Annotated in this window: 22 protein-coding genes, 1 tRNA gene and 1 riboswitch; of the genes, 4 read left to right on the top strand and 19 right to left on the bottom strand. The window is 70.3% G+C overall.

All coding sequences use genetic code 11. The features are described from left to right. Positions 1–31: 31 nt before the first annotated feature. Positions 32–131, bottom strand: a riboswitch (glycine riboswitch). A 102-nt stretch (positions 132–233) separates the two neighbouring features. The 9 genes from ACFQU3_RS00500 to ACFQU3_RS00460 form a co-directional block, all read right to left on the bottom strand. Beyond that, on the bottom strand, positions 234–818 hold the full coding sequence (locus tag ACFQU3_RS00500) for a MerR family transcriptional regulator (protein WP_385905372.1): 585 nt from the start codon (positions 816–818) through the stop codon (positions 234–236). Between the two features lie 226 nt (positions 819–1,044). Further along, positions 1,045–1,563, bottom strand: a complete 519-nt coding sequence (locus tag ACFQU3_RS00495; RefSeq protein ID WP_385904872.1) for a bifunctional nuclease family protein — start codon at positions 1,561–1,563, stop codon at positions 1,045–1,047. Between the two features lie 40 nt (positions 1,564–1,603). Then, positions 1,604–2,329, bottom strand: a complete 726-nt coding sequence (locus ACFQU3_RS00490) for a MerR family transcriptional regulator (RefSeq protein WP_385904869.1) — start codon at positions 2,327–2,329, stop codon at positions 1,604–1,606. Then, positions 2,326–2,796, bottom strand: coding sequence for an FHA domain-containing protein (locus tag ACFQU3_RS00485; RefSeq protein WP_385904866.1), 471 nt, complete (start codon positions 2,794–2,796; stop codon positions 2,326–2,328). Before ACFQU3_RS00485 ends, ACFQU3_RS00490 begins: the two co-directional genes overlap by 4 nt. A 101-nt stretch (positions 2,797–2,897) precedes the next feature. Further along, complete coding sequence (gene gcvH / locus ACFQU3_RS00480) at positions 2,898–3,287, bottom strand: glycine cleavage system protein GcvH (RefSeq protein ID WP_385904863.1); 390 nt, start codon at positions 3,285–3,287, stop codon at positions 2,898–2,900. 184 nt (positions 3,288–3,471) lie between these two features. Beyond that, positions 3,472–4,533 carry a DUF881 domain-containing protein gene (locus tag ACFQU3_RS00475; RefSeq protein ID WP_385904860.1) on the bottom strand — a complete coding sequence of 354 codons (1,062 nt, stop codon included), beginning with the start codon at positions 4,531–4,533 and terminating at the stop codon, positions 3,472–3,474. A 2-nt stretch (positions 4,534–4,535) separates the two neighbouring features. Beyond that, positions 4,536–4,868, bottom strand: a complete 333-nt coding sequence (locus ACFQU3_RS00470; RefSeq protein ID WP_188032056.1) for a small basic family protein — start codon at positions 4,866–4,868, stop codon at positions 4,536–4,538. Next, complete coding sequence (locus ACFQU3_RS00465) at positions 4,865–5,857, bottom strand: DUF881 domain-containing protein (RefSeq protein ID WP_385904857.1); 993 nt, start codon at positions 5,855–5,857, stop codon at positions 4,865–4,867. Before ACFQU3_RS00465 ends, ACFQU3_RS00470 begins: the two co-directional genes overlap by 4 nt. 62 nt (positions 5,858–5,919) lie before the next feature. Next, positions 5,920–6,534: a CDP-alcohol phosphatidyltransferase family protein gene (locus ACFQU3_RS00460; RefSeq protein WP_385904854.1), complete on the bottom strand. Its 615-nt coding sequence runs from the start codon at positions 6,532–6,534 to the stop codon at positions 5,920–5,922. Positions 6,535–6,662: 128 nt separating this feature from the next. On the opposite strand from ACFQU3_RS00460, the gene ACFQU3_RS00455 reads away from it, so the two are divergent. Both ACFQU3_RS00455 and ACFQU3_RS00450 read left to right on the top strand, forming a co-directional pair. Beyond that, entirely contained in the window at positions 6,663–8,102 is a 1,440-nt protein-coding gene (locus ACFQU3_RS00455; protein ID WP_385904851.1) for a YibE/F family protein, read from the top strand. A gap of 60 nt (positions 8,103–8,162) precedes the next feature. Further along, complete coding sequence (locus tag ACFQU3_RS00450; RefSeq protein ID WP_385904849.1) at positions 8,163–8,957, top strand: acyltransferase; 795 nt, start codon at positions 8,163–8,165, stop codon at positions 8,955–8,957. Positions 8,958–8,971: 14 nt separating this feature from the next. Here ACFQU3_RS00450 and ACFQU3_RS00445 read toward each other — a convergent pair whose 3' ends face one another. From ACFQU3_RS00445 to ACFQU3_RS00420, 6 genes are all read right to left on the bottom strand, one after another. Continuing rightward, a complete protein-coding gene (locus ACFQU3_RS00445; RefSeq protein ID WP_385904846.1) occupies positions 8,972–10,504 on the bottom strand; it encodes an Ig-like domain repeat protein in 1,533 nt (510 codons plus the stop codon). After that, positions 10,504–10,680: a hypothetical protein gene (locus ACFQU3_RS00440; protein WP_385904843.1), complete on the bottom strand. Its 177-nt coding sequence runs from the start codon at positions 10,678–10,680 to the stop codon at positions 10,504–10,506. The genes ACFQU3_RS00445 and ACFQU3_RS00440 overlap by 1 nt, the downstream gene beginning before the upstream one ends. Positions 10,681–10,795: 115 nt before the next feature. Continuing rightward, complete coding sequence (locus ACFQU3_RS00435) at positions 10,796–11,305, bottom strand: hypothetical protein (protein ID WP_385904840.1); 510 nt, start codon at positions 11,303–11,305, stop codon at positions 10,796–10,798. 253 nt (positions 11,306–11,558) lie between these two features. Continuing rightward, on the bottom strand, positions 11,559–14,729 hold the full coding sequence (locus ACFQU3_RS00430; protein WP_385904837.1) for an efflux RND transporter permease subunit: 3,171 nt from the start codon (positions 14,727–14,729) through the stop codon (positions 11,559–11,561). A gap of 11 nt (positions 14,730–14,740) precedes the next feature. Then, positions 14,741–15,175: a hypothetical protein gene (locus tag ACFQU3_RS00425; RefSeq protein ID WP_385904834.1), complete on the bottom strand. Its 435-nt coding sequence runs from the start codon at positions 15,173–15,175 to the stop codon at positions 14,741–14,743. Further along, complete coding sequence (locus tag ACFQU3_RS00420; RefSeq protein ID WP_385904831.1) at positions 15,168–18,266, bottom strand: efflux RND transporter permease subunit; 3,099 nt, start codon at positions 18,264–18,266, stop codon at positions 15,168–15,170. The genes ACFQU3_RS00425 and ACFQU3_RS00420 overlap by 8 nt, the downstream gene beginning before the upstream one ends. A 296-nt stretch (positions 18,267–18,562) precedes the next feature. Between ACFQU3_RS00420 and ACFQU3_RS00415 the strand changes: the two genes are divergently transcribed. Both ACFQU3_RS00415 and ACFQU3_RS00410 read left to right on the top strand, forming a co-directional pair. After that, entirely contained in the window at positions 18,563–19,135 is a 573-nt protein-coding gene (locus tag ACFQU3_RS00415) for a hypothetical protein (RefSeq protein WP_385904828.1), read from the top strand. A gap of 195 nt (positions 19,136–19,330) precedes the next feature. Further along, positions 19,331–20,434 carry an IS481 family transposase gene (locus ACFQU3_RS00410; RefSeq protein WP_385904825.1) on the top strand — a complete coding sequence of 368 codons (1,104 nt, stop codon included), beginning with the start codon at positions 19,331–19,333 and terminating at the stop codon, positions 20,432–20,434. A 107-nt stretch (positions 20,435–20,541) separates the two neighbouring features. On the opposite strand, the gene ACFQU3_RS00405 is transcribed toward ACFQU3_RS00410, so the two are convergent. The 4 genes from ACFQU3_RS00405 to cmk all read right to left on the bottom strand — a co-directional run bounded on the left by ACFQU3_RS00405 (position 20,542) and on the right by cmk (position 23,571). Then, positions 20,542–20,615, bottom strand: a tRNA-Pro gene (locus ACFQU3_RS00405). A gap of 74 nt (positions 20,616–20,689) precedes the next feature. Beyond that, positions 20,690–22,189: a ribosome biogenesis GTPase Der gene (gene der, locus ACFQU3_RS00400; protein ID WP_385904822.1), complete on the bottom strand. Its 1,500-nt coding sequence runs from the start codon at positions 22,187–22,189 to the stop codon at positions 20,690–20,692. A 12-nt stretch (positions 22,190–22,201) separates the two neighbouring features. Further along, positions 22,202–22,867, bottom strand: a complete 666-nt coding sequence (locus tag ACFQU3_RS00395) for a lysophospholipid acyltransferase family protein (protein WP_385904819.1) — start codon at positions 22,865–22,867, stop codon at positions 22,202–22,204. After that, positions 22,864–23,571 carry a (d)CMP kinase gene (gene cmk / locus ACFQU3_RS00390; RefSeq protein ID WP_385904816.1) on the bottom strand — a complete coding sequence of 236 codons (708 nt, stop codon included), beginning with the start codon at positions 23,569–23,571 and terminating at the stop codon, positions 22,864–22,866. The genes ACFQU3_RS00395 and cmk overlap by 4 nt, the downstream gene beginning before the upstream one ends. Positions 23,572–23,577 lie beyond the last annotated feature (6 nt).

Here is a 23,577-nt window from a genome sequence, read left to right as displayed (position 1 = left end):
GTCGAGCACCGCACGGTGCCTTCAGAGTTGCCTCGCCCGCATGGTCCTGGCGCCTGAGAGGTTCCGGGGATGTTGCCCCTTCGGCGCCTCGCAGGTGCTGCGCACCCCGAGGACTCTCCCACGCAGGGTCGATCGGCAGGGCCAAATCTACCAGCCGGTGGGAGCCCTGCGGTCACGCGAGCGGCCCGCCCGGAGACTCCGGTCGGGCCGTTGGACGATGCCGGCGCAGGTGCTCAGGCCATGCGGCGAGCCTGGCGGCGCGCGGTGAGCTCGTCGCCGGGGTGCTCCGCGGGTGCGTCGTCATCGGCGCGCTCGCTCGGCAGCTGCGCGAGCTCACCCTCGACCTCGCGCCAGACGCGGCCGACCGCGATGCCGAAGACGCCCTGGCCGCCCTGGACGAGGTCGATGACCTCGTCGGCGGACGTGCACTCGTAGACCGAGGCGCCGTCGCTCATGAGCGTGATCTGGGCGAGGTCCTCCACGCCGCGCTCACGGAGGTGGCTGATGGCGACGCGGATCTGCTGGAGGGAGACGCCCGTGTCGAGGAGGCGCTTGACCACCTTGAGCACGAGGATGTCGCGGAAGCCGTAGAGGCGCTGGGTGCCCGAACCGGTGGCGCTGCGGACCGAGGGCTCGACCAGCCCGGTGCGCGCCCAGTAGTCGAGCTGGCGGTAGGTGATGCCGGCCGCCTTGCAGGCGGTCGGTCCCCGGTAGCCGGTGTCCTCGGCCAGCTCGGGCAGGTCGTCGGTGAACAGCAGTCCCTGGGACCCGACGGGCAGGGTGCGACCGGCGTCGCGGGCGTCCTCGATGGCGGCCATGCCGTCCTCCTCCTGCTCGGGCTGCGGGCCGCTGTGGTGCGTGCGCGCAGACGACATGCAGATAACTACACTCACGTCGTTCTCCTGACGGTAGGCCGCGTCCCCCGTCCGGTCAATCACCGAGGCCCCTGCGAGAGGGCGTGTCGGTACCATCCGTCAGACCTTCACGTTGTACTGGAAGGTCAGGGTAACGACCGGTCCGACCGGCCGCTCCGCCACCCCGAGCTCAGTCGGGCCGGTCGGGCAGGTCCGGGCGGTCGCCCGGCTCGCCCTCCGGCGCGGGGCCCTCGAAGTCCTCTGCGGACACGTGGTCGAGGAACTCCTTGAACCGTTCGACCTCGTCGTCCTCCTCCGAGGAGACGACGATCGCGGCCTCGTCGAGAATGGCCGGCTCGACGAGCACCTTGGCCCCCGTGCGCAGTGCGAGCGCGATGGCGTCGCTGGCCCGCGAGCTCACCTCGGCCTTGCCGTCGATGATGAGCGCCGCGTGGAACACCTGGTCCTTGAGGGCGACGATGCGCACCTCGGTCAGCTCGTGGCCCAGGACCGTGAGCAGGTCGCGCATCAGGTCGTGGGTCAGTGGCCTCGGCGGGACGACGCCCTGCTGTGCATAGGTGATCGCGGCGGCCTCGGCCGCGCCGATCCAGATCGGCAGGTAGCGTCCGCCGTCGCGCTCCCGCAGCAGGACGATCGGCTGGTTCGTGGGCATCTCGACACGGACACCCAGGACATCGACCTCTCTCACACCTCCACCGTACCCCGCCCTCCGCGCGACTCGCGGGCCGTCAGCGCGCGAGTCCGGCGCGGACGAGCGCGACGTGCAGGGCGATGCAGGCAGAGGCGATCTCGGCGGTGCGCTCCTCGCGGGTCCCGCTCCCCCGGCGTGTCGCGAGCACCTGCTCGACGAGGCCGATCTCGCGGTCCGCGGCGGTCCGGAACGGGCGCAGGTGCCGGGGCTCGAGCCCGTGCCCCGCCAAGGCGTGCGCCGACGCAGCGATGGCCAGCGCCTCGTGCCCGAAGTGGCCTCGGGCGTCCGGCTGGAGCAGGCCGTACGTCTCGAGCGCGTGCATCGTGTCGCGGTCGATGCCGGTCGCCTCGCGCAGCTCGGGACCCGTCAGCGAGACGTCGTGGTGCCCGAGGAGCTCGTGCGCCGCCGGCACCTCGGGGTCGACGTGGGGCGTCGGCGGGCGCGGTCGGCCGTCAGCGTCGTCGCCCGGATCGGTCAGGCCACGATCGAGCGCGTCGAGCGCGTCGCGGATCACCTTCAGCGGCCAGTACCGGTCTCGTTGCGCAGCAAGGATGTAGCGCAGCCGGCGGACGTCGTCGTCGGTGTAGGTGCGGTAGCCGGAAGCGGTGCGGTGCGGCGTGACGAGTCCCTCAGCCTCGAGGAATCGGATCTTGGACGCGCTGACGTCGGGGAACTCCGCGGACAGTGACGCCAGCACCTTGCCGATGGTCAGGCGCGGCGGAGCCGGGGACGCGCCCTCGGCTCCGGTCGTGCGTCCGGTCATGCGGGTGCGTGGTGCGCGGCTCCGGCCGAGTAGTAGACGAGGCGGAACTTGCCGATCTGGACCTCGTCACCCTGGTGCAGTGGGGCCTCGTCGATCCGCGCCCGGTTGACGTACGTGCCGTTGAGCGAGCCCGAGTCACGCACGACATAGCCCCCGCCGCGGGCGATGAACATCGCGTGCTTGCGCGACACCGTCACGTCGTCCAGGAAGATGTCGGAGTCGGGGTGGCGACCGGCCGCCACCTCCTGGTCGTCGAGCAGGAACCGGGCGCCTGTGTTGGGGCCGCGGAGCACCACGAGCAGCGCCGTGCCCGGCCGAAGCGCCTCGATGGTCGCCTGGTCCTCGGCCGTGAGCCCACGAGGGTCGATGGTCTCGACGTGGTCGCTGTCCTGCGACGGGACGCCTTGGAACCGCATGGTGCGGGGTTCGACGTTCATGTCGTCGGGGTCGGGCAGGTCGCTCGACATGCGGTCCTCCTCTTTTGCGGGGGCGGATTCGGGTTCATCCAACTCTAGTTGACCCGGCCGGGTCGGCATCGGACCGGATCAGGCGAGGGGTACGACAGGTGTCAGGACAGCGACGCGGTGTAGGTCGAGGCATCCATGAGCCCCTCGACCGACGAGGCGTCGGCCAGGCGCAGCTCGAACATCCAGCCTTCGCCGTAGGGGTCGGAGTTGATCAGCTCGGGAGACGCGTCGAGCGCGGCGTTGGTGGCCGTCACCTCACCGTCGAGCGGGGCGTACACGTCGCTGACCGACTTCGTCGACTCGACCTCACCACACGACTCCCCCGCAGCCACGGTGTCGCCCACCGACGGCAGCGACACGTAGACGACGTCGCCGAGCGCGTCCTGGGCGAACGACGTGATGCCGATGCGGACCACGCCGTCGTCGCCGACGCGGACCCACTCGTGGTCGCTGGTGTAGCGCAGGTCGGAGGGGTAGTCCAGGTCGCTCATGTCGCTCCTTCGTCGGTGGTCGGCTCATGTCGTGGCTGTCGAGGCCGAGGCGGCCGCAGTGGCTGCGCGGTGCCGGCGCCGGCAACGCTGCGCCGGCACCTGAGAGGATGCCATGCCCGTGCCACGCATGCAGGCACCGGTCCCCACCGCGTGGCGTCGGCGTGGACGCGGCATCCGCGAGGGGTCACTCGACCGGCTTGGCGTGCGTCATCTCGGTCGGCCGGTGCAGAGATCTGATCTCGACGAGGCTCGACTCGGTGATGGTCGCGGTGGCGCCCTTCTGGCGGACCGACTCGACGATGCCGCCGGGGATCGTCATGGCCGACGACAGGGTCTTCGAGTCGCCGATGACCGTGATGACCAGGGGCCGGCTGACCTGGGTGCCGTCGATGAGGATCTCTCCGTCGCGGTCGCCGACGAAGGACGAGGCCACCACGCGCACCCCGCCGACGTCGATCGCCTCGGCGCCCGCGTCGCGCAGCTCCTGGATGATGTCGAGGACGATCGGGCCGGTGACCTGGTTGGTCGGGTCGCTGATGCGCAGCGTGATGCCGGGGCCCCTGGCGCCGATCGTCCCGGCGAGGATGCCGAGCGTGTCGACCCGCTTCTGCGCCTGCTCGAGCGCCTCGCCCGCCGTGCCCGTGCCGCTCTTGAGCCGGTCGCGGGTCGTCTCGAGCTCGCGTACCTGCTGGTCGAGGCGAGACGAGCGCAGGGAGATGTCGTCGAGGACGCGCACCAGGTCGGTCTGGCTCAGCTCGTCGAGGCCGCGCTGGTTGGTCAGCTGCACCTGCGCGGCGATACCGGCCCCGAGCAGCATCGCGAGGAGGGCGCTCAGCAGGTTGGCGCGTGTGCCACGCGGGCGACTCATCTTGAGCAGGCGCACCCACGCGGCCTTGCCGTCCACGGGGATGCGGCTCGTGCCCTGCTCGTGCGCGTCCAGGGGCGTGAGGTCGTCGTGGGGGCCGTCGCCGAGGCCCCTGTCGGACACCGGGGCGAACACGGGCGCCGGCGGTGTGGCGACGTCTGAGTCGTCCGGCCTGCCGGCGGAGCCCGTGTCGGGCTCGTCGGCGTGGTCGACGTCGGCCGCCTCAGCCGCGGGCGCCGCCTCAGCCGCGGGCGCCGCCTCAGCCGCGGGCGCCGCCTCGGCCGCGAGGCCCGCCTCAGAGATCCCGGGCGACTCATCGGTCGTTGCCTCCGGCTCGAGAGCGGGAGGCGACTCGGGACGTGGCTTCTTGGGCTTGCCCACGATCACGCCCTGAAGAGATGCCGACGGATGGAGGCGACGTTGGAGAAGATCCGCACGCCGAGGACGACGACGACGCCGGTGGACAGCTGAGACCCCACCCCGAGCTGGTCGCCGAGGAAGACGATGAAGGCGGCCACGACCACGTTGGACAGGAACGAGACGACGAAGACCTTGTCGTTGAAGATGCCGTCGAGGATCGCGCGGATGGCTCCGAAGACCGCGTCCATCGCCGCGATGACCGCGATCGGGAGGTACGGCTGCAGCCACACGGGCACCGACGGGTCGAGGAAGAGCCCCACCGCGAGTCCCGCCACAAGGCCGAGAACTGGGATCACGAGGGGTTCTCCTGACTGGTCGGTGGCGCGGGACTCGAGGTGCCGCCCGGGGTGCGTCCCGTGCTCGTCGGGCTGGGTGAGCTGGGTGAGCTGGGTGAGCTGGGTGAGCCCGTTCCCTTCTTCAGCCCGGTCACGGCCGGGCTGCTGGGCGCCGACGAGCCTATGGGTGAGCCGATCGGTTCCGCGACCTCGAGCCGCGCGGCCGAGTCGCCCGGCACGGTCAGCGAGTCGCTGGTGGCCAGGATCGAGCGGATCTTGAATTCCTCGGTCAGCTGGGAGAGGTACAGGCCGGCGAACGATGGCTCGAAGAGCTGCTGCATGCCCTGCGGGTCACCCAGCGCGGTGATGACGTAGGGCCGCGCCAAGGGGCGGAAGTCCACGATGATCGCCTGTCCGGCGAAGCGGATCGCGGCGGTCGAGCTGAGCCGGTGGCCGTTGATCGAGATCGCCTCGGCGCCCGCGCCCCAGAGGCCGTTGACGATGATCTGGAGATCGCCCGACGCGACGCGCCCCTCCTGGAAGCCGCTGCTCGGGCGGTTGCCGGCGTTGGCGTCGGCGTCGGCGGACACGGCGTCGTCGAGGGTCAACGTCAGTCCGGGCCCGCGGAGGGGCACGGCGCCCGCCTGCACCTCGAGAGCCTTGATGGTGCCGGTGAGGTCGGGGCCACCCGACTGCTGAAGGGCCAGGGCCTCGTAGTCACGTACCTGCTTGCCGAGGCTCGCGACCTTGGCCTCCTGCTGCGTGCCGTGCTGCTGCAGCGCCTCGATGCGCGTCACGAGCTCCTTCTTCACGGCCGCCGCAGCCGTGGGCTTGGGCCTCAGCGACTGGGACGCCACGGCGAAGAGGAAGCCCGTCAGCAGTGCGAGCACGACGACGAGGACCGTACGCGTGGAGGTGGCCCGGGGCAGCCCTGCCGCGGCCCGGCGGTCCGCGGCCTCCTGGTACCCCGCGTCGAGGGGCCGCTCCATCATCGTCGTGAGCAACGTCATCGACGCGTCGACCCGTCGTCCGGGCTCCCCGCGCCGCGGTCGCTCTGGTCGCTGCTCCCGGGTCACGGCGTCGCCACCCGGGTGCCACCCGAGCCACCCCGGAGCACGATCCGCGCGTGGACGGCATACAGCACCGCGGCCAGCCAGTAGAGCACGACGCCCCACCACGCGAAGCCCCAGCCGATGGGTCGCGCGAGCTCCCCGACCCAGTCGTCACGGTGCGCGAGGAGCAGCAGGGGAAAGGCGTAGAGCAGGTTGAAGGTGGCCGCCTTGCCGACGAAGTGCACCGGAAGACCGAGCTGCCCCCTGGTCCGCAGATAGAGCAGCATGAGCGTCATGACCGCCTCGCGGACGAGCAGGACGATGACGAGCCAGACGGGGATGATCTCGCGCCAGGCGAGCCCGAAGAGGGTCGTCAGGATGTAGAGCCGGTCGGCGATCGGGTCGAGGAACTGGCCGAGCCTGCTCTCCATGTCGAAGACCCGGGCGATCTTGCCGTCGAGGTAGTCGGTGATGCCCGAGAGGAGCAGGAGGAGCAGCGCGAGGGCGTCGCGCTCGGAGAGGATCGCCCACAGGAAGACCGGCACGCCGAGCAGCCGCAGCACCGACAGAGCGTTGGGGATCGTCAGCAGGCGCCCTGACACGACGTGCTCGCGTACTGCCTTCTCGACCTCCACGGCGGCAAGCCTAACCGGCGGTCCCGACCGGCCGGCCCACGTCCTCGGCATCGATCGAGACACGGAACCGGTTCGGCCCGTCCGCGTGCACGGCGTGGGTCCCGGCAACGCTCTGGCACACTCTGCACATGCCCGGCGGACACGCGCACTCGCACGCCCACGGATCCCACGACACAGACGCGAAGGTCACCGTGAGCACGCTCGCGCGGGTCGGCCTGACGCTGTTCCTCGTCCTTGCTGCGGCAGCGACCGTGTTCGGGGTCGTCCGATACTGGCCGGGTGACGCCCGGACCCCCAACCAGGTGAGCACCACCGACTTCGCCGCACCGGGCGTGACCTTCCCGGTTGCCGAGGTCCAGAAGGTGCTGCCGCTCTGTGAGGGCGCCGACGCCGGCACGGGCGCAAAGCCGGCCGAGGGCCAGGGCGGCGACGTCGTCGGCTCGGACGCGACGTGTGGCGCGATCACCGTGCAGCTCGAGCAGCCCACGGCGACCTCGGGCGACGTGCGTCCCGTCGTCTCGGTGTCGGTGCCCCCGGCGATCTCCACGTCCGGGCTGCGCGACGGGGACACGGTCCAGCTGCTGCGGATCCCGGCCCAGGACGACCAGCCCGAGGCGTACTCCTTCCTGCAGGTCCAGCGCGGCGCTCCGCTGTCCCTCATGCTCGCGCTGTTCCTCGTCGTCGTCGCCGTCGTGGCGCGCTGGCGAGGCCTCCTCGCGCTCGTCGGACTCGGTTTCGGCGGCCTCGTCGTCGTCAAGTTCATGCTGCCGGCGCTGCTCGACGGACAGTCCGGGCTGCTCGTCGCCCTCATCGGCTCCTCGGCGATCATGTTCGTCGTCCTCTACCTGGCGCACGGACTGTCGGTGCGCACGAGCACCGCGCTCGCCGGCACCCTGTTCGGCGTCGGGATCACGGCAGGGTTGGGTCTGGTGGCGGTCGACCTGGCGCGGCTCAGCGGTGTGGCCGACGACGAGGGTGCCACCCTGGCCTCGTTCGTCACGACGATGAGCCCGCAGGAGCTGCTGACCTGCGCGATCATCGTCGCCGGCCTGGGTGTCCTCAACGACGTCACGATCACGCAGTCGTCCGCAGTCTGGGAGCTGCGCGCCGCCGCCCCGGACATGGGTCGCCGCGAGCTGTTCCACTCCGGCATGCGGATCGGTCGCGACCACATCGCCTCGACGATCTACACGATCGTCTTCGCCTATGCCGGTGCAGCCCTGCCCGTGCTGCTGCTCCTCTTCCTCTACGACCGTCCCGTGCTCGACCTGCTGCAGACCGAGTCGATGTCCGAGGAGATCGTGCGCACCCTCGCGAGTGCGATCGGGCTGGTTCTCGCCGTGCCGGTGACGACCGCGATCGCCGCCCTGACGGTCGGGCCGGCCAAGGCCCCGAGGGCTGCACCGAACGGCGGCGAGCCGGGCGAGCCAGGTCGGTCCGTGCCCGCCCGGGCGCACGGCGGCGTCGACGCTGCCGGCCCGTCCGCGGCCGACCTCGTCCGCGCGGCGAGCGGCCCTCCGCCGCCGTCGACGCGGGCTGAGGCTCGGTCGCGGATGTCCTCGGGCTGACCCGACCAGTGGCGCGAGGCGTGTGTGGCCGGCTCGGCGGAAACCACTAGGCTCCCGCCCATGCATCGTGTGACGACCCTTGAGGCGTTCGAGGACGACCGGGGCAACCGCATCGAGTTCGAGGGGAGGGTCGAGGACGGCATCCGGGTGAAGTTCAAGGGACGCAACAACGTCCTGCGGGTCGCCAGCCAGGCGAACATCGCCCAGCTGTTCATCGACTTCGACTGCGACCAGGGCCTGGTGGAGATCGGTCCGAGCAAGGGCGTCCCTCCCCTGCGCGCCGCGATCCGCGTCGGCGACGGGTGCACCGTGACGATCGGCCGCAACGTCTCGTCCACCACGACGGTCGCCATGTCGACGGCCGAGGGCACCTCCATCACCATCGGCGACGACGTCATGATCGCCACGGACATCCAGATCCGTGCCGATGACGGCCACCCCATCTTCGACATCCGCACGGGCAAACGTGTCAACGTCTCTCGTTCCATCGTCATCGGGAACCACGTATGGCTGGGCCTCGGCTCGTGCGTGCTGGGCGGCGTGACGATCGGCGACGGCACCGTCGTCGGCATGCGGTCCGTCGTGACGCGTTCGCTGCCCAACAACGTGGTCGCCGCAGGCTCCCCCGCCAAGGTCGTCAAGCGCGACGTCGCCTGGGAGCGACCCCACCTGACCATGACTGCGCCGTTCCGCAAGCCCACGGTGGACACGGTGAAGAAGTCGGCCTACTGGATGCTCACCGCGGACGGCACCTCCGGACCGAAGCCCCACCGCTCGGCGTATGCCGCCGCGCGTCGTCGGGCGAAGAAGGTCCTGAGGCGCGTGCGGGCCAAGGTGGCCCTCCCGGAGCGGTAGCCGACGGCTGGCCCTCAGCCGCTGAAGTTGCGTGAGGTCGGTGCGCTCACCACTCCCCCGCGGACGCCGTGCACCCAGAACGTCTGGTTGCCGTTCCTCGTCGCGAACGTGTGGGGAGAGGTACAGGCAGCCCACCCCGTCGCCAGCGGCGAGCTGCTGCCGGTCGCGAGCTGGCACTCGTAGGTGTATCCCGCGAGGCTCGTCCACGTCGCGAGGGCGGTGCCGACCGCGGGCACGACCACGAGGTTGGCCGGAGCGGTCGGCGCCGCCGCGACCTCGATCGACAGCGACTTCTGTGGCGCGGCCTCGTAGACAGCGTTGCCCGGCTGGTCGGCGAGAACGGTGCACGTGCCGGTGGCGACGTAGGTGACGGTCGTCCCGCTGACGGTGCAGACCGCGGGCGTGCTGCTCGAGAAGATCACGGCCAGCCCGGAGGTCGCCGTGGCGCTGACGGTGTGGGTCGGGCCGCCGACGGTCGCGTTCGTCGGGGCGCTCGAGGTGAAGGTGACCGTCTGGGTGGCCCTGGCGACGGTGAACGACTGCGACACCTGCGGGGCGGCGGCGTACGTCACGTTGCCCGACTGGACGGTGGAGACCGTGCACGTGCCGGCGGCCACGTAGCTGACGGTCGTCCCGCTGACGGTGCAGACCGCGGGCGTGCTGCTCGAGAAGGTCACGGCCAGGCCGGAGGTCGCCGTGGCGCTGACGGTGTGGGTCGGGCCGCCGACGGTCGCGTTCGTCGGGGCGGTCGAGGTGAAGGTGACCGTCTGGGACTGCTTGGTGACGACCTGTACCACCGGGGCCGACGTGGAGCCGGCCCAGGAGCCCGATGCGGCGTAGGCGGCCGTCACCTCATGGCTCCCCGGGGAGGCATAAGCGAGGCGGCACGTCGCCACTCCCGACGCGTCGAGGGTCTGGCTTCCGGATGCGCACGAGATGGTCGAGCCGGCGTCGCGGAAGGTGACGGCTCCGGACGGCGTGCTCTGGCCGGACGCCGACACGACGGTCGCCGTGTAGGTGACCGTCTGCCCGACGTTGGCGGGGTTCGGCGTCGCCGACACGGTCGTCGTCGTCGCGACCGCGAGGTGCACCGTCACGACGGCACTGGGGAGGCTTGTCGCCGTCCACCCGCCGCGGACGGCGACCACCGAGTAGCGGTACGTCCCGTCGGGGACCGAGCTGTCGGTGCACGACGTCGCCGCGACCGGAGACGACGCAGAGCTGCCGCACGCGGGGCTGTCGTCACCGCTGGCCGTACTGGTCCGCACGACGACGTAGCCGGCCGCGGCGACTCCCGTCGAGGCGGCCGCCCAGGTGACGGACACGTTCGTGCCACCTGCGGGGACGGTGCCCGAGACCCCGGTCGGGGCGGCGAGCGTGCTTGTCATGGCGGCGCCGGAGCCGCCCCCGAGGGATGCCCAGGACGACCACGCGCTGCCGCAGACCGCCATGAGCGTCACGAACAGCACGCAGACGTGAAGGGCGCGCACGCCGCGGCTCACTGCGGCACGGCGTGCGCGCGTCTGCGGGTTCGCCGGGGACGGCATCAGCCGCTCGCCGCCCAGGATCCGGTGGGCGGCGGCGTGTCCTTGACGACGTTCTGGATGACCTGGCTGGTGCCGGGGACCCGTGGACCCGACCAAGCCGTCGGCATCCCGTGCACCGCGACGAGGAGGGCGACGAAGACACCGAGAAGCGCCAGCGCTGCCTGCCTGGCGGTCATGGGCCTCTTCATGGGTTCCTCCGGTGGGATCTGGCTGCGGTCGGTGCCGCCCCTTGCTGGGCGTGGAACGAAGGGATGGGTGCCGGGGTCGAGACGGCACCCATCCCGGTCTCGGTCAGCTCGCGATGTAGTGAAGCGTCACGTCGGCGCCCTTGCAGGCGTCCTGGTTCGCGGCCTTGTTGTTGAACTGGAGTGTGAAGTCGACGGTGGTCGTGGCGGCCGGGGCGAGGTCGACCGGGCTCACGCCCAGCGAGACGGCGGTGACGGCGGTCGACGGAGCGGCCGTGCCGTTGAGCTTGTAGTCGCTGCCCGTGCAGCCGTCCTTGTTCGTCGTGACGAAGGCCGTCACGCTCTGGATCCGGTAGTTCTCGGACGCCGTGTTCTTGACGGTGGCCGTCGCGTTCTGGGCCGAGTCACCCGGGAACATGGCGTTCGCGACGCCGCCCGTGACGAGGAAGACGTTCTCGGATCCGGCCGAGGTCGAGGCGGTCCCGGTGCCACCACCGTTGGTGGTCCAGTAGGCGTACGCCCCACCCGCGGTCGCCAGCCCGAGCACACCGGCGGTGACGACGGCGGCCGTCTTCTTCTTCGAGCTCGTCTTGTGAGTGCGCATGGTGTCGCCCATGACCTTTCCTTCTGCGGTTGCTGGAGTGGTGCTGGTGGAACCATGGCATGCGAAAAGGGCGAAATCGCCCGGGCCCGGGCAACGTTGCGGATACCTTGCGGATCACTTGTGCAACCACGGGAGTCCTTGCACTGCATGTCGGATGCCCTTGCAGAGCAAAGGGATTCACGCAGCCCACTAAACAGGGCGTCGACCATGGTCGGGCACCTTCCGCCGCCGTTCCTGAGCGGTGTGGGGAGACGCGGGACGAGGGTCAGGTCGTCACAGGCTGCCGCTGCGGCTGCGGTGGCAGGACGACCGGCTCGGTCGTCCTCACGGCGAGCCGCGACTCCTGGGCACGTCCGAACCTGAGGTACAGCGAGGGGACGACGAACAGGTTGAGCAACGTCGAGGTGATGAGACCGCCGAGGATGACGATCGCCATGGGGTACTCGATCTCGTGACCGGGCACGTCACCCATCACGACGAGCGGAACGAGAGCGAGGGCCGTGGCGAGCGTCGTCATCAGGATCGGTGCGAGGCGCTCGCGAGCCGCGCGGACGACGAGCTCGGGGCCGAACGTCACGCCCTCGACTGCTTCGAGGTGCTGGCAGTGGCTGATCATGAGGATGCCGTTGCGGGCCGCGATTCCCAGGACCGTGAAGAGCCCGACGAACGAGCCGATCGTCATGGTGCCGGTCGTGAGCCAGGCGGCGAGCACTCCGCCGACCAGGGCCATCGGGAGCGTGAGGAGGCTGAGCACCGCGAGTCTCCAGCGACGGAACGACCCGTACAGCAGGCAGAGGATCACCACGAAGGCGACACCGGACAACAGCTGCAGGCGTTGCGAGGCCGCTGTGCGCTCGGTGTCCTCGCCGGTGACCTCGAAGCGGTAGCCCAGCGGCATCTGGACGCTTGCCACGGCTGCCCTGACGTCTGCGGCGACGTCAGCGAGCGGTCGCCCCTCCACGTTCGCGCCGACGTCGAGGCGTCGCGAGCCGTCGATGCGACGGATCATGCTCGGCGTCGACTTCATCTCGACCTTGGCGATGTCGGCCAGTCGCACCGTGCCACCGGACGGGGTGTCGATGAGCAGGTCACGCACGTGGTCAGGGCTCTTGCGCGACTGCGGCACGCTCCACACCACGACGTCGTAGGACTTGCCGCTTCGGTAGACGTCGGACAGCTCTTCGGCGGCCAGGTAGACGGCTGCCTGGCGGCGCACGTCGCCGGGCTTCAGGCCGACGGCCTGCGCCTTGTCGAGGTCGACCTGCACCACCAGGTGCGGGACTCGGGTCTGGAGGTCGGTGTGCGGGTCCTTGACGCCCGGGATGGCGGCGATGGCCTCCTCGATCTCGTGCGCCTTCTGCTCGATCACGTCCAGGTCGTCCCCGTAGACGCGGACGACGACGGCCTCGCCGGTGCCGGTCAGCACCTCGCGAATGCGTTCCTTGAGGTAGGTCTGCACGTCACGCCGCAGTCCGGGGTACCCGTCGACCACGCTCTGGACGCGGCTGAGCGTCTCCTCGTAGTCCTGCTCGGGGTCGATGCTGATCCAGTTCTCGACGAAGTAGATCCCGTAGACCTCGTCGCCCATGGCCGCCTGCCCGACGTGGGCACCGAAGTTCCGTACCCCGGGGACCGCGCGCAGCTCCCGGCTCGCCGCCTTCGTGACCCTCATCGTCTCGTCGTAGGACGCACTCGGCTCGAGCACCCAGTGCATGAGGAAGTCGCGCTCGCGGAAGGTGGGAAGCAGGTCCTGGCCCAGCCTGGGGACGACGACCGCGCCCCCGGCCACGAGGGCCACGACGACGGCGTATGCCGCGAGTGGGCGACGCACGGTCGGACGCAGCAGCCGGGTGTAGCCGGCCTGGGTCCAGCGCACCAGAGGCGGGGGTTGTGCGTGCAGCGTGGCCTTGCGGAGCAGGATCACGGCCATCGCCGGTGTGACGGTGATGGCGACGAGCATGGAGGCCGTCACCGCGAGGGTGTAGGAGAGAGCGAGCGGCTGGAAGAACGAGCCCATGAGACCGGTGAGGAAGAAGACCGGGATGGCGGCCGCCAGGATGATGAGCGTCGCGTAGACGATCGGGCTGCGTACCTCGAGCGAGGCCTCGAGGACGATGGAGGCCGTCGACCGGGTGCCGCCTGCGGCACGGTGCTCACGCAGCCGACGGACGATGTTCTCGACGTCGATGATGGCGTCGTCGACGACCACCCCGACGGCGATGACGAGCCCCGCCAGGACCATCGTGTTCGTCGTCTCGCCCCGATGGTGGAGGACGAGCGCTGCCGCCACCAGCGACAAGGGAATCGCGACGAGTGAGATGACGGCCGTGCGCCACTGGAACAGGAAGAACACGAGCACGATCGCGACGAGCAGGACGCCGAGGGTGAGTGCCTGGCTCAGGTTCTCGATGGCCAGCTCGACGAAGCTCGCAGGGCGGAAGATGGTGGTGTCGATCTCGAGGTCACCGAGCGCCGGCTGCATCAGGGCAAGGGTTTCCTCGACCGCGTGGGTGACGTCGAGGGTGTTGCCCCACGGCAGCTTCTCCACGATGAGCAGCAAGCCTTCGCCGTCGTTGATGACGGCGTCACCGAGCAGCAGCTGATGGCCCTTGACGACCTCGGCCACGTCGTCCATGAGGATGGTCCGGGCGCCCTCGCGCTTCACGACGATCTGTGAGATGGACTCTGCCGAGTCGAGGGGCAGCACGTGCTGTACGGCGAGGCGCTGGTCGCCGGAGTCGACGGAGCCGCCGGTGCCGATCTTGGTGCCGGTGCGGTGCTTGAGCAGGCCCGCGTCCGTGCCTGCCGACGCTGCGGACATCACCTCGTCCAGCGTGACGCCGGCGGCCCGCATGCGTTCGGGGTCGATCTGGATCTGCCACTGGTTCTTGCGCATGCCCCACACGGCGACGTTCGCGACGCCGGGCAGCGACATGAGCTTCGGGCGGATCTTGTAGCGCACCAACGTCGCCTGGTCGATGAGGTCGAGCGAGTCGGAGCGGACGCCGATCTTCATGACGCGGCTCGTCGCTGACAGGGGCTGCAGCACGACCGGCGGGGTCGCCCAGCTGGGCAACGTCGGTGTCAGGGTCTGGAGTCGTTCCGCCACGAGGCGCCGGGCCTCGATGACGTCGGTCCCCTTGGCGAAGATGAGCTCGATCGAGGACTGCTGCGGGATCGACTTGGAGCGCAGCGTCTCCAGGCCCGGCATCCCGTTGAGGCCCTGCTCCATCGGGACGGTGATGAGCTCTTCGACCTCCTGGGCGGACAGCCCCAGCGCGTCGGTCTGCACCTCGACGCGTGGGGGCGCGAACTCGGGGAAGACGTCGATGCGGGTCTCTCGCAGCTGCAGCCCACCGATGATGAGCATGGCCATCGACGCCGCCACGGCGATGTAACGGAACCGGAGGCTCACCGTGAGGATGCGACGCATCATGGCCTGACCTCCTAGTGCCCGCCGCCGACGCCGTTTTCGGCGCCGTAGAGCTTGATGACCGCTTGTGTGACGATCCGAGTGCCCGCCGGAGGCCCGTCGGACACGGTGGCGGTCTCTCCCTGCACGCGGTCGATCGTCAGGGGGACCCGGATGAAGGTGCGGTCGTGTGGGTTCGTGTACACCCACGGCTCGCCCTTCTTGTCGTAGACGACCGCGGAGTACGGCACCGACGCGGGGTTGTCGACGACCACGGTGAGAAGCTCAAGCCGACGGACGGCCTCAGAGGTCAACGTCAGGGACTTCGGCGCCGACTCATCCTCTCCGTCGGCGATCGAGACGGCCGGCTGCGGCTCATGCACGGTCGGCTCGACCGTGGCGCAGGCGGCGGGCATCGTGGCGATGACAGCGGCGACGACGAGGGTCGGAACCCACTGGGCCCTACGCATGGCTGCCGACACCCACGGGTTCGTAGATGGCGGCCTGGTAGGAGGGGTCGTCGGGGGCCTCTTCACGGCTGCCGTATCGGGCCGCGATCGCCGGGAGGACCACCGTCGACACGATCCCCGTCGTCAGGGCACCGCCGGCCATGACGATGGCGAGGTCCGTGAGGGCCTCGAGACCTGCCCGGTCGCCGAGCAGTGCGACACCGAGCCCGACGAGGAAGGTGAGCGCCGCCGCCGGCAGCACTGCACCGGCGGTCGACGCGAGGGTGCCGTTCTCCGTCGCGCGGTCCGCGCGAGCTCGTGCCAGCCGGATGACCGTCAGGGCGTTGTGCACGCCGACGACCGCAAGCGCGAGCAACCCCGTGAGCGCCCCGATGGTCAGGCTGCCGACGAGCAGCGCTCCGAGGAACCCACCGAGCATGCCGAGCGGGACGGCAGCCGTGGCCGCGACGGACGTCCACCAGTTGCGGGTCGCCGCCTGGAGCAGGAGCAAGACGCCGAGGACCGCCGCGACGGCATAGAGGAGGACGTCGCGCTGGTTGTCGGCGATGGCCGCCCCCTCGTCGCGGACCTCTGCGTGGTACTCCGCGGGAAGCCGCATGGCCGCGAGGTTCGAGGCGACCGCGTCCCGGACGCCGCCGCTGGAGATCTCGGCGACGATGTCCAGACGGCGCTGCACGGCCTCACGGTCGATGACCGTCGGCTGCTCCGAAACGGCGATCGTGGCGACGTCGCCGAGCCGGACCCGAGCACCGCTGGGCGTGTCGATCGGGAGCTGCCGGATCTTGTCCGTGCTGTTGCGGAGCTCCTCAGGAGTCCACACCTGCACGTCGAAGACCTTCTGCTGCTCGAAGATCGCGCCGACCTCGAGTCCTCCCACGAGCGTGGCGGCCTGGCGCCGGACGTCGCCCGGCGTCATCCCCAGGGCCTCTGCCTTCGCGAGGTCCACGGTGATCTGGATGTTCTGCTCCGTGGGGGCCTCGACCAGTCGAGCGCCGCTCACACCATCCGTTCGGGACACGACGTCGAGCGCGCTCCTGGCGCTGGCCCGCAGGGTGTCCGGAGCCGGACCGTACACCGACACGACCAGCCCGCCATCGGGTTCCGGGAGGATGGAGTCGAGCCGACCGTCGAGGAACGTGCCGATCGACGGGTTGAGGTCTCCCACCGATCGCGCGGCATCCGTCGCGGCGGCCGCGACCGCGTCGCGATCGGCCTCGTCGTCGAGCGTGATCCACAGCTCTCCGGAGTTCGCGCCGCCGACGCGATCTCCCGTGACGGCGCGGCCGACATGGCCCCCAACACCGGCCACGCCGTCGAGGCCGCGCACCTGAGCCGCCAGCGATCCGAGCGTGCGCGTCAAGGCTTGGGGTGATGTGCCTTCCGGGGCCGTGGCCCGTAGGACGAGGGTTCCCTCGTGGTAGGTGGGGCGTGTCTGAAGGTCCACACCGACCGCCACGGCGGCTGAGCCCGCGATCCCGACCGCGATGACGGCGATGAGGACCACAGCGGAGGAGGAGACGCGGCGGGTGGCGCCGGACAGGCGTGAGGACACCCCGTGTGGCACAAGCGTCCTCGCGGAGCTCGGCGGTGGGATGAGCGCGGCGATGCCGGGGGCGACGAGCAGGGCGACGAGGAGCGAACTGGCTGTGGCCAGAAGGAAACCCTTGGCGGCCTCCGGCAAGAAGGCGCCGGCCCGGCCCTCCAACGTGAACACCGGCAACGCCAGCAGCACGGCTGCCACGGTCGTGTACACGGCGTTGACCCCGACGCTGCTGTACGCGTTGCCGACCCGTTCGACCGGCGGAAGCTCGCGCGGCGCACCCGCCAGGCCGTGGACGGCCGCAACGCCCTGCGCGATCGCGAGGACCGTGCCGGCCGCCAGACCGGTGAGCGCGACGAGGTTCATGGGTGTGTCGAGGAGCCAGAGGACGAGCCAGCCGGCCAGGAGCGACAACGCGACGGTGGAAGCCACCGTGACGACGGGTCGCCAGGATCGGTAGAGCAGGGCAGAGCCCAGCACGACCAGTAGCAGGGTGAGCAGCGCGGCCAGGGCGAGGTTGCGGCCGACGCCGGAGACGTAGTCGGCCGGGCGGTAGAGCGAGGCGTCCATCGTGACCCCGGGCAGGCCCACGGCGAGTGCGGCAAGGGCGTCCTCGATCCCTTCGCTGACCTCGGCAGTACTCGCCCCCGGCTGCTTCTCGACAACGAGCACGAGGCCCGAGGTGTCAGCCACGATGCCGTCGCCGATGATCGTCGGGGGCGCCTCGACGATGTCGGCGACGTCGGACAGGGTGATCGGCGTGCCGGTCGATCCCTCGACGGCGATGCGCCCCAGCGCGCCGGCGTTCGTGATGGGTGAGACGTGCTGGACGTTGACCCGCTGTTGCGGCAGGTCGAGGAAGCCGCCCCGGCCAGGGGTCGATGCCTCGAGGAAGCTGAGGGGGGACACCCACAGGGCGTTGCCCGTCGTCGCGATCAGCTCGTCGAGGGTGACGCCGTGCTGCTGCATCCGGGCCGGGTCCGCCTGGACCTGGAGCTGGCGGTCGCGCATGCCCCACACCGTGACGTTGGCGACGCCCTCGACGCTCATGAGCTTGGGACGCAGGGTCCATCGGGAGAGCACCGACAGGTCGACGAGCGACTGGTCCCGGGCGGAAAGGCCGATCATCATGACGCGGTTCGCCGACGAGGTCGGTTGGAGCATCACGGGAGCCTTCGCGGCGTTGGTGAGCAGGGCGCCCTGCGTGAGGCGCTCCTGCACCACCTGCCGTGCGCGGATCGGGTCGGTCCCGTCCTCGAACGTCATGATGATCGAGGACAGGCCAGGGATGGACGACGACCGCATCTGGTCGACCCACGCGACGCCGCTCAGGAGGTTGGACTCGAGCGGGACCGTGACGAGGTCCTCGACCTCCTGTGCCGACAGGCCCAGCGCCTCGGACTGCACCTCGACCGTGACGGGGGCGAACTCGGGCGCGGGCTCGACAGCGGTGTCCTTCATCTGAAGCACCGTGAAGCCCGCGACGACGAGCGCGAGGATGGCCACAAGCAGCCGGGAAGTGGCGCCTGCCTTGACGATTCGACTTGTCATTTCTGCCCCCGTTCGGCGACGGCCTGCAGTGGCAGGCGCGGGGAGAGCTACGTGTTATCGCTCAACGGGAGCGTAGTTACGTCGGAACGTCGGGCTGTACTGCAAAGGACGTAGGCCGTTGCCGGGTCCGCTTCTCGAACTGGCGCGGACCACGTGAGGCCCAGCACGGACGCTGCCGGGCTTCGGCTGCGCAGGCGCCCCGGGCAGATGCGCAAAACCGGGATTCGAACGCCCTCCTTGTGCTAGGACGGATCCCGGGGGTTCACCACACTCGGGGTCTTCAGTTGGAGGGTCCCATGAGGAGTCGTTCCGCAATTGTCATCACCGGGCTGGTCGCCGGAGTCCTGGCCACCAGCACACCCGCGACCGCCGCGCCGCTGGACAAGGGCCGCTTCCACGACGTTGCCACGAACTTCTTCGACTGCGACGGCACACCGGTCCGAGAAGACGTCGACGTGTCCGGCAGCTTCCTGTTCAACCAGCGCGGCTCCCAGCACCCGTTCCCGTACTTCCGGGACAGCGTGCACGGGACGATCGCGTGGACCAACCTGAACACCGGCGGCACGTTCAGCCAGATCTTCACCGCCAACGGGAGGGACCACAGCATCGTCGACAACGGTGACGGCACCATCACGATCACCGTGTTCGTCTCGGGCGGTGCCCGCTACTACGACCAGAACGGCAAGCTGGTGCTCAAGGATCCTGGCCAGTTCCGGTTCGCGTTCGAGCTGGACTACAACGGCACCCCGGGCAACCCTGACGACGACGAAGAGGTTCCCGACTCGTTCCGGGTCGTTCGCGACTCCACCGGACGCAACGACTCCGAGGGCCGCGACTTCTGCGCTGACGTGGTGGAGTTCACCACCTAGGCCGACGGCTCACGTGGGGCATGAAGACGGGCCCTGACCTGCCGAAGCAGATCAGGGCCCGATCGGTCGGGCTGACAGTGTGCTGGCTCAGGACATCCGCGACAGGTGTCTCAAGACATCGGCGACAGGCTGTCTCGGGTCATCGGCGACAGTGTCGGGTGGGGCTGATGCTCAGCCATGTCAAAGGCGCGACTGGTGATCACGGCCCTGCTCACTGAAGGTCAGACGGTCTCCGAGGTGGCCGCTCGGTACGGGGTGCACCGGTCTTGGGTATACCGGCTCAAGGCCCGGTACGACGACGAGGGCGAGGCCGCGTTCGAGCCCAGGTCGCGTCGCCCGCTCACCAGCCCGAGCGCCATCCCGGACGCGACCGTCGAGCTCGTCCTGCGGTTACGCAAGGAACTGGCCGACGCCGGCCTCGACGCCGGCGCGGACACGCTGTGCTGGCACCTGCGCCGCCACCACCGGGTCGTGATCTCGCGCGCCACGGCCCACCGCATCCTGGTGCGCCATGCCACGGTCACCCCCGACCCGAGCAAACGACCCAAGTCTTCCTACATCCGTTTCGAGGCCGAGCAGCCGAACGAGACCTGGCAGTCCGACTTCACCCACTACCGCCTCACCACCGGCGCCGACGTCGAGATCATCACGTGGCTCGATGACCACTCCCGGTACGCCCTGCACGTCACCGCTCATCACCGGATCACCGGCCCGATCGTGCTGGACACCTTCACCACCGCCGCCGCCGAGCACGGCTACCCGGCCTCCACCCTCACCGACAACGGCATGGTCTACACCGTCCGGTTCGCCGGCGGCCGCGGCGGCCGGACCCGGCTCGAGGTCGAGCTACGCCGGCTCGGGATCACCCAGAAGAACTCCCGCCCCAGCCACCCCACCACCTGCGGCAAGGTCGAACGTTTCCAGCAGACCCTGAAGAAGTGGCTCCGCGCCCAACCCCGACAGCCCGCCACGATCACCGCGCTGCAGGCACTGCTCGACACCTTCACCGACGAGTACAACCACCGCCGCCCACACCGCTCGCTCCAGCACCGGGCCACCCCCAGCGCCGCCTACACGACACGACCCAAAGCCACCCCGGGCGAGCGCCACAGCGACACCCACGACCGAGTCCGCCAGGACAAGGTCTCCAAGACCGGCAACCTCACCCTGCGCCACAACGGCCGCCTGCACCACATCGGCATCGGCCGAACCCACGCCGGAACCTACGTCCGGCTCCTGGTCCAAGACCTCGACATCACCATCGTCGACACGCCACCGGCGAGATCCTGCGCGAGCTGACCCTCGACCCCAGCCGCGACTACCAGCCACAACAGCCCAGACAAAACAACAGTGGCCCTACGTTTCCGTAGGGCCACTGTCGCCGATGTCCTGAGACATCACATCGGTCGGGCTGACAGGATTTGAACCTGCGACCCCTTGACCCCCAGTCAAGTGCGCTACCAAGCTGCGCCACAGCCCGATGCCCCTTGGGGCGATCGAAACCCTAGCGCACGGTGGGCCGCTCGTCCCAATCGGCCCCCTTTGTGGTCGGGGTCAGCGCCGGCGCTTCTCGCGCACCCGCACCGACACCTCGATCGGGGTGCCCTCGAAACCGAACTGCTCGCGCAGACGACGCTCGATGAAGCGGCGGTAGCCGGCCTCGATGAAGCCGGACGCGAACACCACGAAACGCGGCGGGCGGGTCGACGCCTGGGTGGCGAAGAGGATGCGGGGCTGCTTGCCGCCACGTACCGGGTGCGGGTGCGCGGCCACGACCTCGCCGAGGAACGCGTTGAGCCGAGCCGTCGGGATGCGGGTGTCCCATGACTCGAGGGCGGTCTCGATGGCCGGCACGAGGCGGTCCATGTGGCGGCCGGTGAGGGCCGAGATGTTGGCCCGCGGGGCCCACGGCACCTGGACGAGCTCCTTCTCGATCTCGCGCTCGAGGTAGTAGCGCCGCTCCTCGTCGAGCTGGTCCCACTTGTTGTACGCGATGACGAGTGCGCGGCCGGCGTCGATCACCTGCTGCACGACGCGGACGTCCTGTTCGGCGATCGGCTCCTCGGCGTCGATGAGCACCACCGCCACCTCCGCCTTCTCGAGTGCCGTCTGCGTGCGCAGCGACGCGTAGAAGTCGGCGCCGCGCGTCTGGTGCACCCGTCGTCGGATGCCGGCCGTGTCGACGAACCGCCAGGTCTTTCCGCCGAGCTCGATGAGCTCGTCGACGGGGTCGCGGGTCGTGCCGGCGACGTCGTCGACGACGACGCGGTCGGAGCCGGCCAGCCGGTTGAGCAAGCTGGACTTGCCGACGTTGGGGCGCCCGATGAGCGCGACGCGCCGTGGTCCACCCTGCGCATACGCGCCGTGGGCGGAGAAGTCGGGCAGCACCTCGAGCACGGCGTCGAGGGCGTCGCCGCTGCCGCGGCCGTGCACGGCCGACACCGGCCAGGGCTGGCCGAGCCCCAGGTTCCACAACATGGCCGCATCGGCCTCGCCACGCTGGTCGTCGACCTTGTTGGCGACGAGCACGACCGGCTTGCCCGAGCGGCGCAGGAGCTTGACGACGGCCTCGTCGTCGTCGGTGGCGCCGACGGTCGCGTCCACGACGAACATGACGACGTCGGCGAGGTCGACTGCGATCTCGGCCTGCTCTGCGACACGCAGGTGGATGCCTGTGGCGTCGGCCTCCCACCCGCCCGTGTCGACGACCGTGAAGCGGCGGCCGCCCCACTCCGCCTCGTAGGAGACGCGGTCGCGGGTCACGCCGGGGACGTCCTCGACGACGGCTTCGCGGCGGCGCAGGATGCGGTTGACCAGGCTCGACTTGCCGACGTTGGGGCGGCCGACCACGGCGACGACGGGAAGCGGTCCCTGCTCGGCGGAGTCGGCGGCATACGGCCCCTCGGCGTCGAGCAGGGCCTGGTCCTCGGGGCTCAGCTCGAAGTCGTCGAGCCCGGCGCGCAGGGCGCGCTCCACGGAGGTGTCGTCGACGGAGGGGTCGGCGGTCGAGATCGGAGCGCCCTCGTCGATGGGGCGGGCGGTCTCGTCAGTCACGGTGTCCTCGAATCAGTGAACGTCTGGTGAGGAACCATTCTCCACCCGCGAGCGGCGTACATGTGACGCGAGGGCGTCGCGCAGCTGCTCGGTGGCCAGGCGGAGGCGGTCGCGACCCGGGACCGCGGGGTCGACGGTGAGTGCGAACGGGTCGCCGAAGTCGACGAGCAGCCGCGACCGGAACGCCGGCCAGTCGTCCTTGGTGGCGCCCGGGACACGCGTACCCAGGACGGCGACCGGGACGATCTGGGCGTGGGTACGCAGCGCGATCCACGCGGCGCCGGAGTTGACCTGCTCCACCTCGCCGGAGCCGCGGTTGCCCTCCGGGAAGATGCCGACTGCTCCCCCACGCTCGAGCACCACCGTCGCGGCGGCCAGGGCGGCCCGGTCGCCGACCGTGCGGTCGATGGGGATCTGGCCGACCGCGTTGATCGTCCAGCCCCAGAAGCCGGAGAACGCCTCCTGCTTGACGAGGAAGCTGACGGGGCGCGGCGAAAGGCCGAAGACGAGCGGACCGTCGAGGAATGCCGCGTGGTTGGCCACGAGGATGACGGGCCCGGTCATCGGAACCCGCTCGGGGTGCAGAGCGGCACCGCGGTAGAGCGTGCTGAAGATGAACTTGCCGATCGGGCGGCCGATCCGAGCCCGGTTCGGGTGGGGAGCGACCGCCTGGTTCATGCCCTAGCCCCCTCGACCACCGAGAGGACCGCCTCGACCGAGCCCTCGAAGTCCAGGTGTGACGTGTCGATCGTCGTGACGCCGTCGGCAGCGACGGTGAACTCCGACACGGCGGAGTCGGCCCTGTCGCGGTCGACGATCTGCGAGCGGGTCGCGGCGACGGCATCGGCGTCGGCGGCGCCGTGCAGCTCCTTGGAGCGGCGGGCCAGGCGGGCCTCCTCCGAGGCGGTGAGCAGGATCCGGACCGGGGCGTCCGGGGCGACGACGGTCGTGATGTCGCGTCCTTCGGCGACGACGCCGCCTCTGGCTCGTCCGGCCTCGGAGATGAGGCGACGCTGGAGCAGCCGCAGGATCTCGCGGACCGGGATGATCGCGGCAACGGCCGAGACGTTGGTCGAGATGCGGGTCTCGCGGATCGCCGCGGACACGTCGATGCCGTCGACCTCGACCACCGACGCGTCGGGGTCGGTGCCGATCAGGAGCGGAAAGCGCTGGGCCGCAGCCGTGACGGCGTCGGCATCGGTGAGGTCGACACCCTCGTGCAGGGACCACCAGGTGAGGGCCCGGTACATCGCACCGGTGTCGAGGAAGCCGTAGCCGAGCCTGCGCGCGACCTGCTTGCTGACGCTCGACTTGCCGGAGCCCGAGGGGCCGTCGATGGCGACGACGAAACCGGACAGATGCTCCTCGGGGGTGACAGGCATGCGCTC

Source organism: Terrabacter sp. GCM10028922 (genome assembly GCF_042666095.1).
Classification (GTDB): domain Bacteria; phylum Actinomycetota; class Actinomycetes; order Actinomycetales; family Dermatophilaceae; genus Terrabacter.
The sequence above is the reverse complement of the archived record's forward strand: the minus strand, read 5'-3'. Positions and strand labels throughout refer to the sequence as shown.

Coding starts and splice junctions, on each gene's coding strand:
- ACFQU3_RS00500 (WP_385905372.1), bottom strand. CDS start 818: ATGGCCGCCATCGAGGACGCCCGCGACGCCGGTCGCACCCTGCCCGTC.
- ACFQU3_RS00490 (WP_385904869.1), bottom strand. CDS start 2,329: ATGACCGGACGCACGACCGGAGCCGAGGGCGCGTCCCCGGCTCCGCCG.
- ACFQU3_RS00485 (WP_385904866.1), bottom strand. CDS start 2,796: ATGTCGAGCGACCTGCCCGACCCCGACGACATGAACGTCGAACCCCGC.
- gcvH (WP_385904863.1), bottom strand. CDS start 3,287: ATGAGCGACCTGGACTACCCCTCCGACCTGCGCTACACCAGCGACCAC.
- ACFQU3_RS00465 (WP_385904857.1), bottom strand. CDS start 5,857: ATGACGTTGCTCACGACGATGATGGAGCGGCCCCTCGACGCGGGGTAC.
- ACFQU3_RS00455 (WP_385904851.1), top strand. CDS start 6,663: ATGCCCGGCGGACACGCGCACTCGCACGCCCACGGATCCCACGACACA.
- ACFQU3_RS00450 (WP_385904849.1), top strand. CDS start 8,163: ATGCATCGTGTGACGACCCTTGAGGCGTTCGAGGACGACCGGGGCAAC.
- ACFQU3_RS00445 (WP_385904846.1), bottom strand. CDS start 10,504: ATGCCGTCCCCGGCGAACCCGCAGACGCGCGCACGCCGTGCCGCAGTG.
- ACFQU3_RS00440 (WP_385904843.1), bottom strand. CDS start 10,680: ATGACCGCCAGGCAGGCAGCGCTGGCGCTTCTCGGTGTCTTCGTCGCC.
- ACFQU3_RS00435 (WP_385904840.1), bottom strand. CDS start 11,305: ATGGGCGACACCATGCGCACTCACAAGACGAGCTCGAAGAAGAAGACG.
- ACFQU3_RS00430 (WP_385904837.1), bottom strand. CDS start 14,729: ATGATGCGTCGCATCCTCACGGTGAGCCTCCGGTTCCGTTACATCGCC.
- ACFQU3_RS00425 (WP_385904834.1), bottom strand. CDS start 15,175: ATGCGTAGGGCCCAGTGGGTTCCGACCCTCGTCGTCGCCGCTGTCATC.
- ACFQU3_RS00420 (WP_385904831.1), bottom strand. CDS start 18,266: ATGACAAGTCGAATCGTCAAGGCAGGCGCCACTTCCCGGCTGCTTGTG.
- ACFQU3_RS00415 (WP_385904828.1), top strand. CDS start 18,563: ATGAGGAGTCGTTCCGCAATTGTCATCACCGGGCTGGTCGCCGGAGTC.
- ACFQU3_RS00395 (WP_385904819.1), bottom strand. CDS start 22,867: ATGAACCAGGCGGTCGCTCCCCACCCGAACCGGGCTCGGATCGGCCGC.
- cmk (WP_385904816.1), bottom strand. CDS start 23,571: ATGCCTGTCACCCCCGAGGAGCATCTGTCCGGTTTCGTCGTCGCCATC.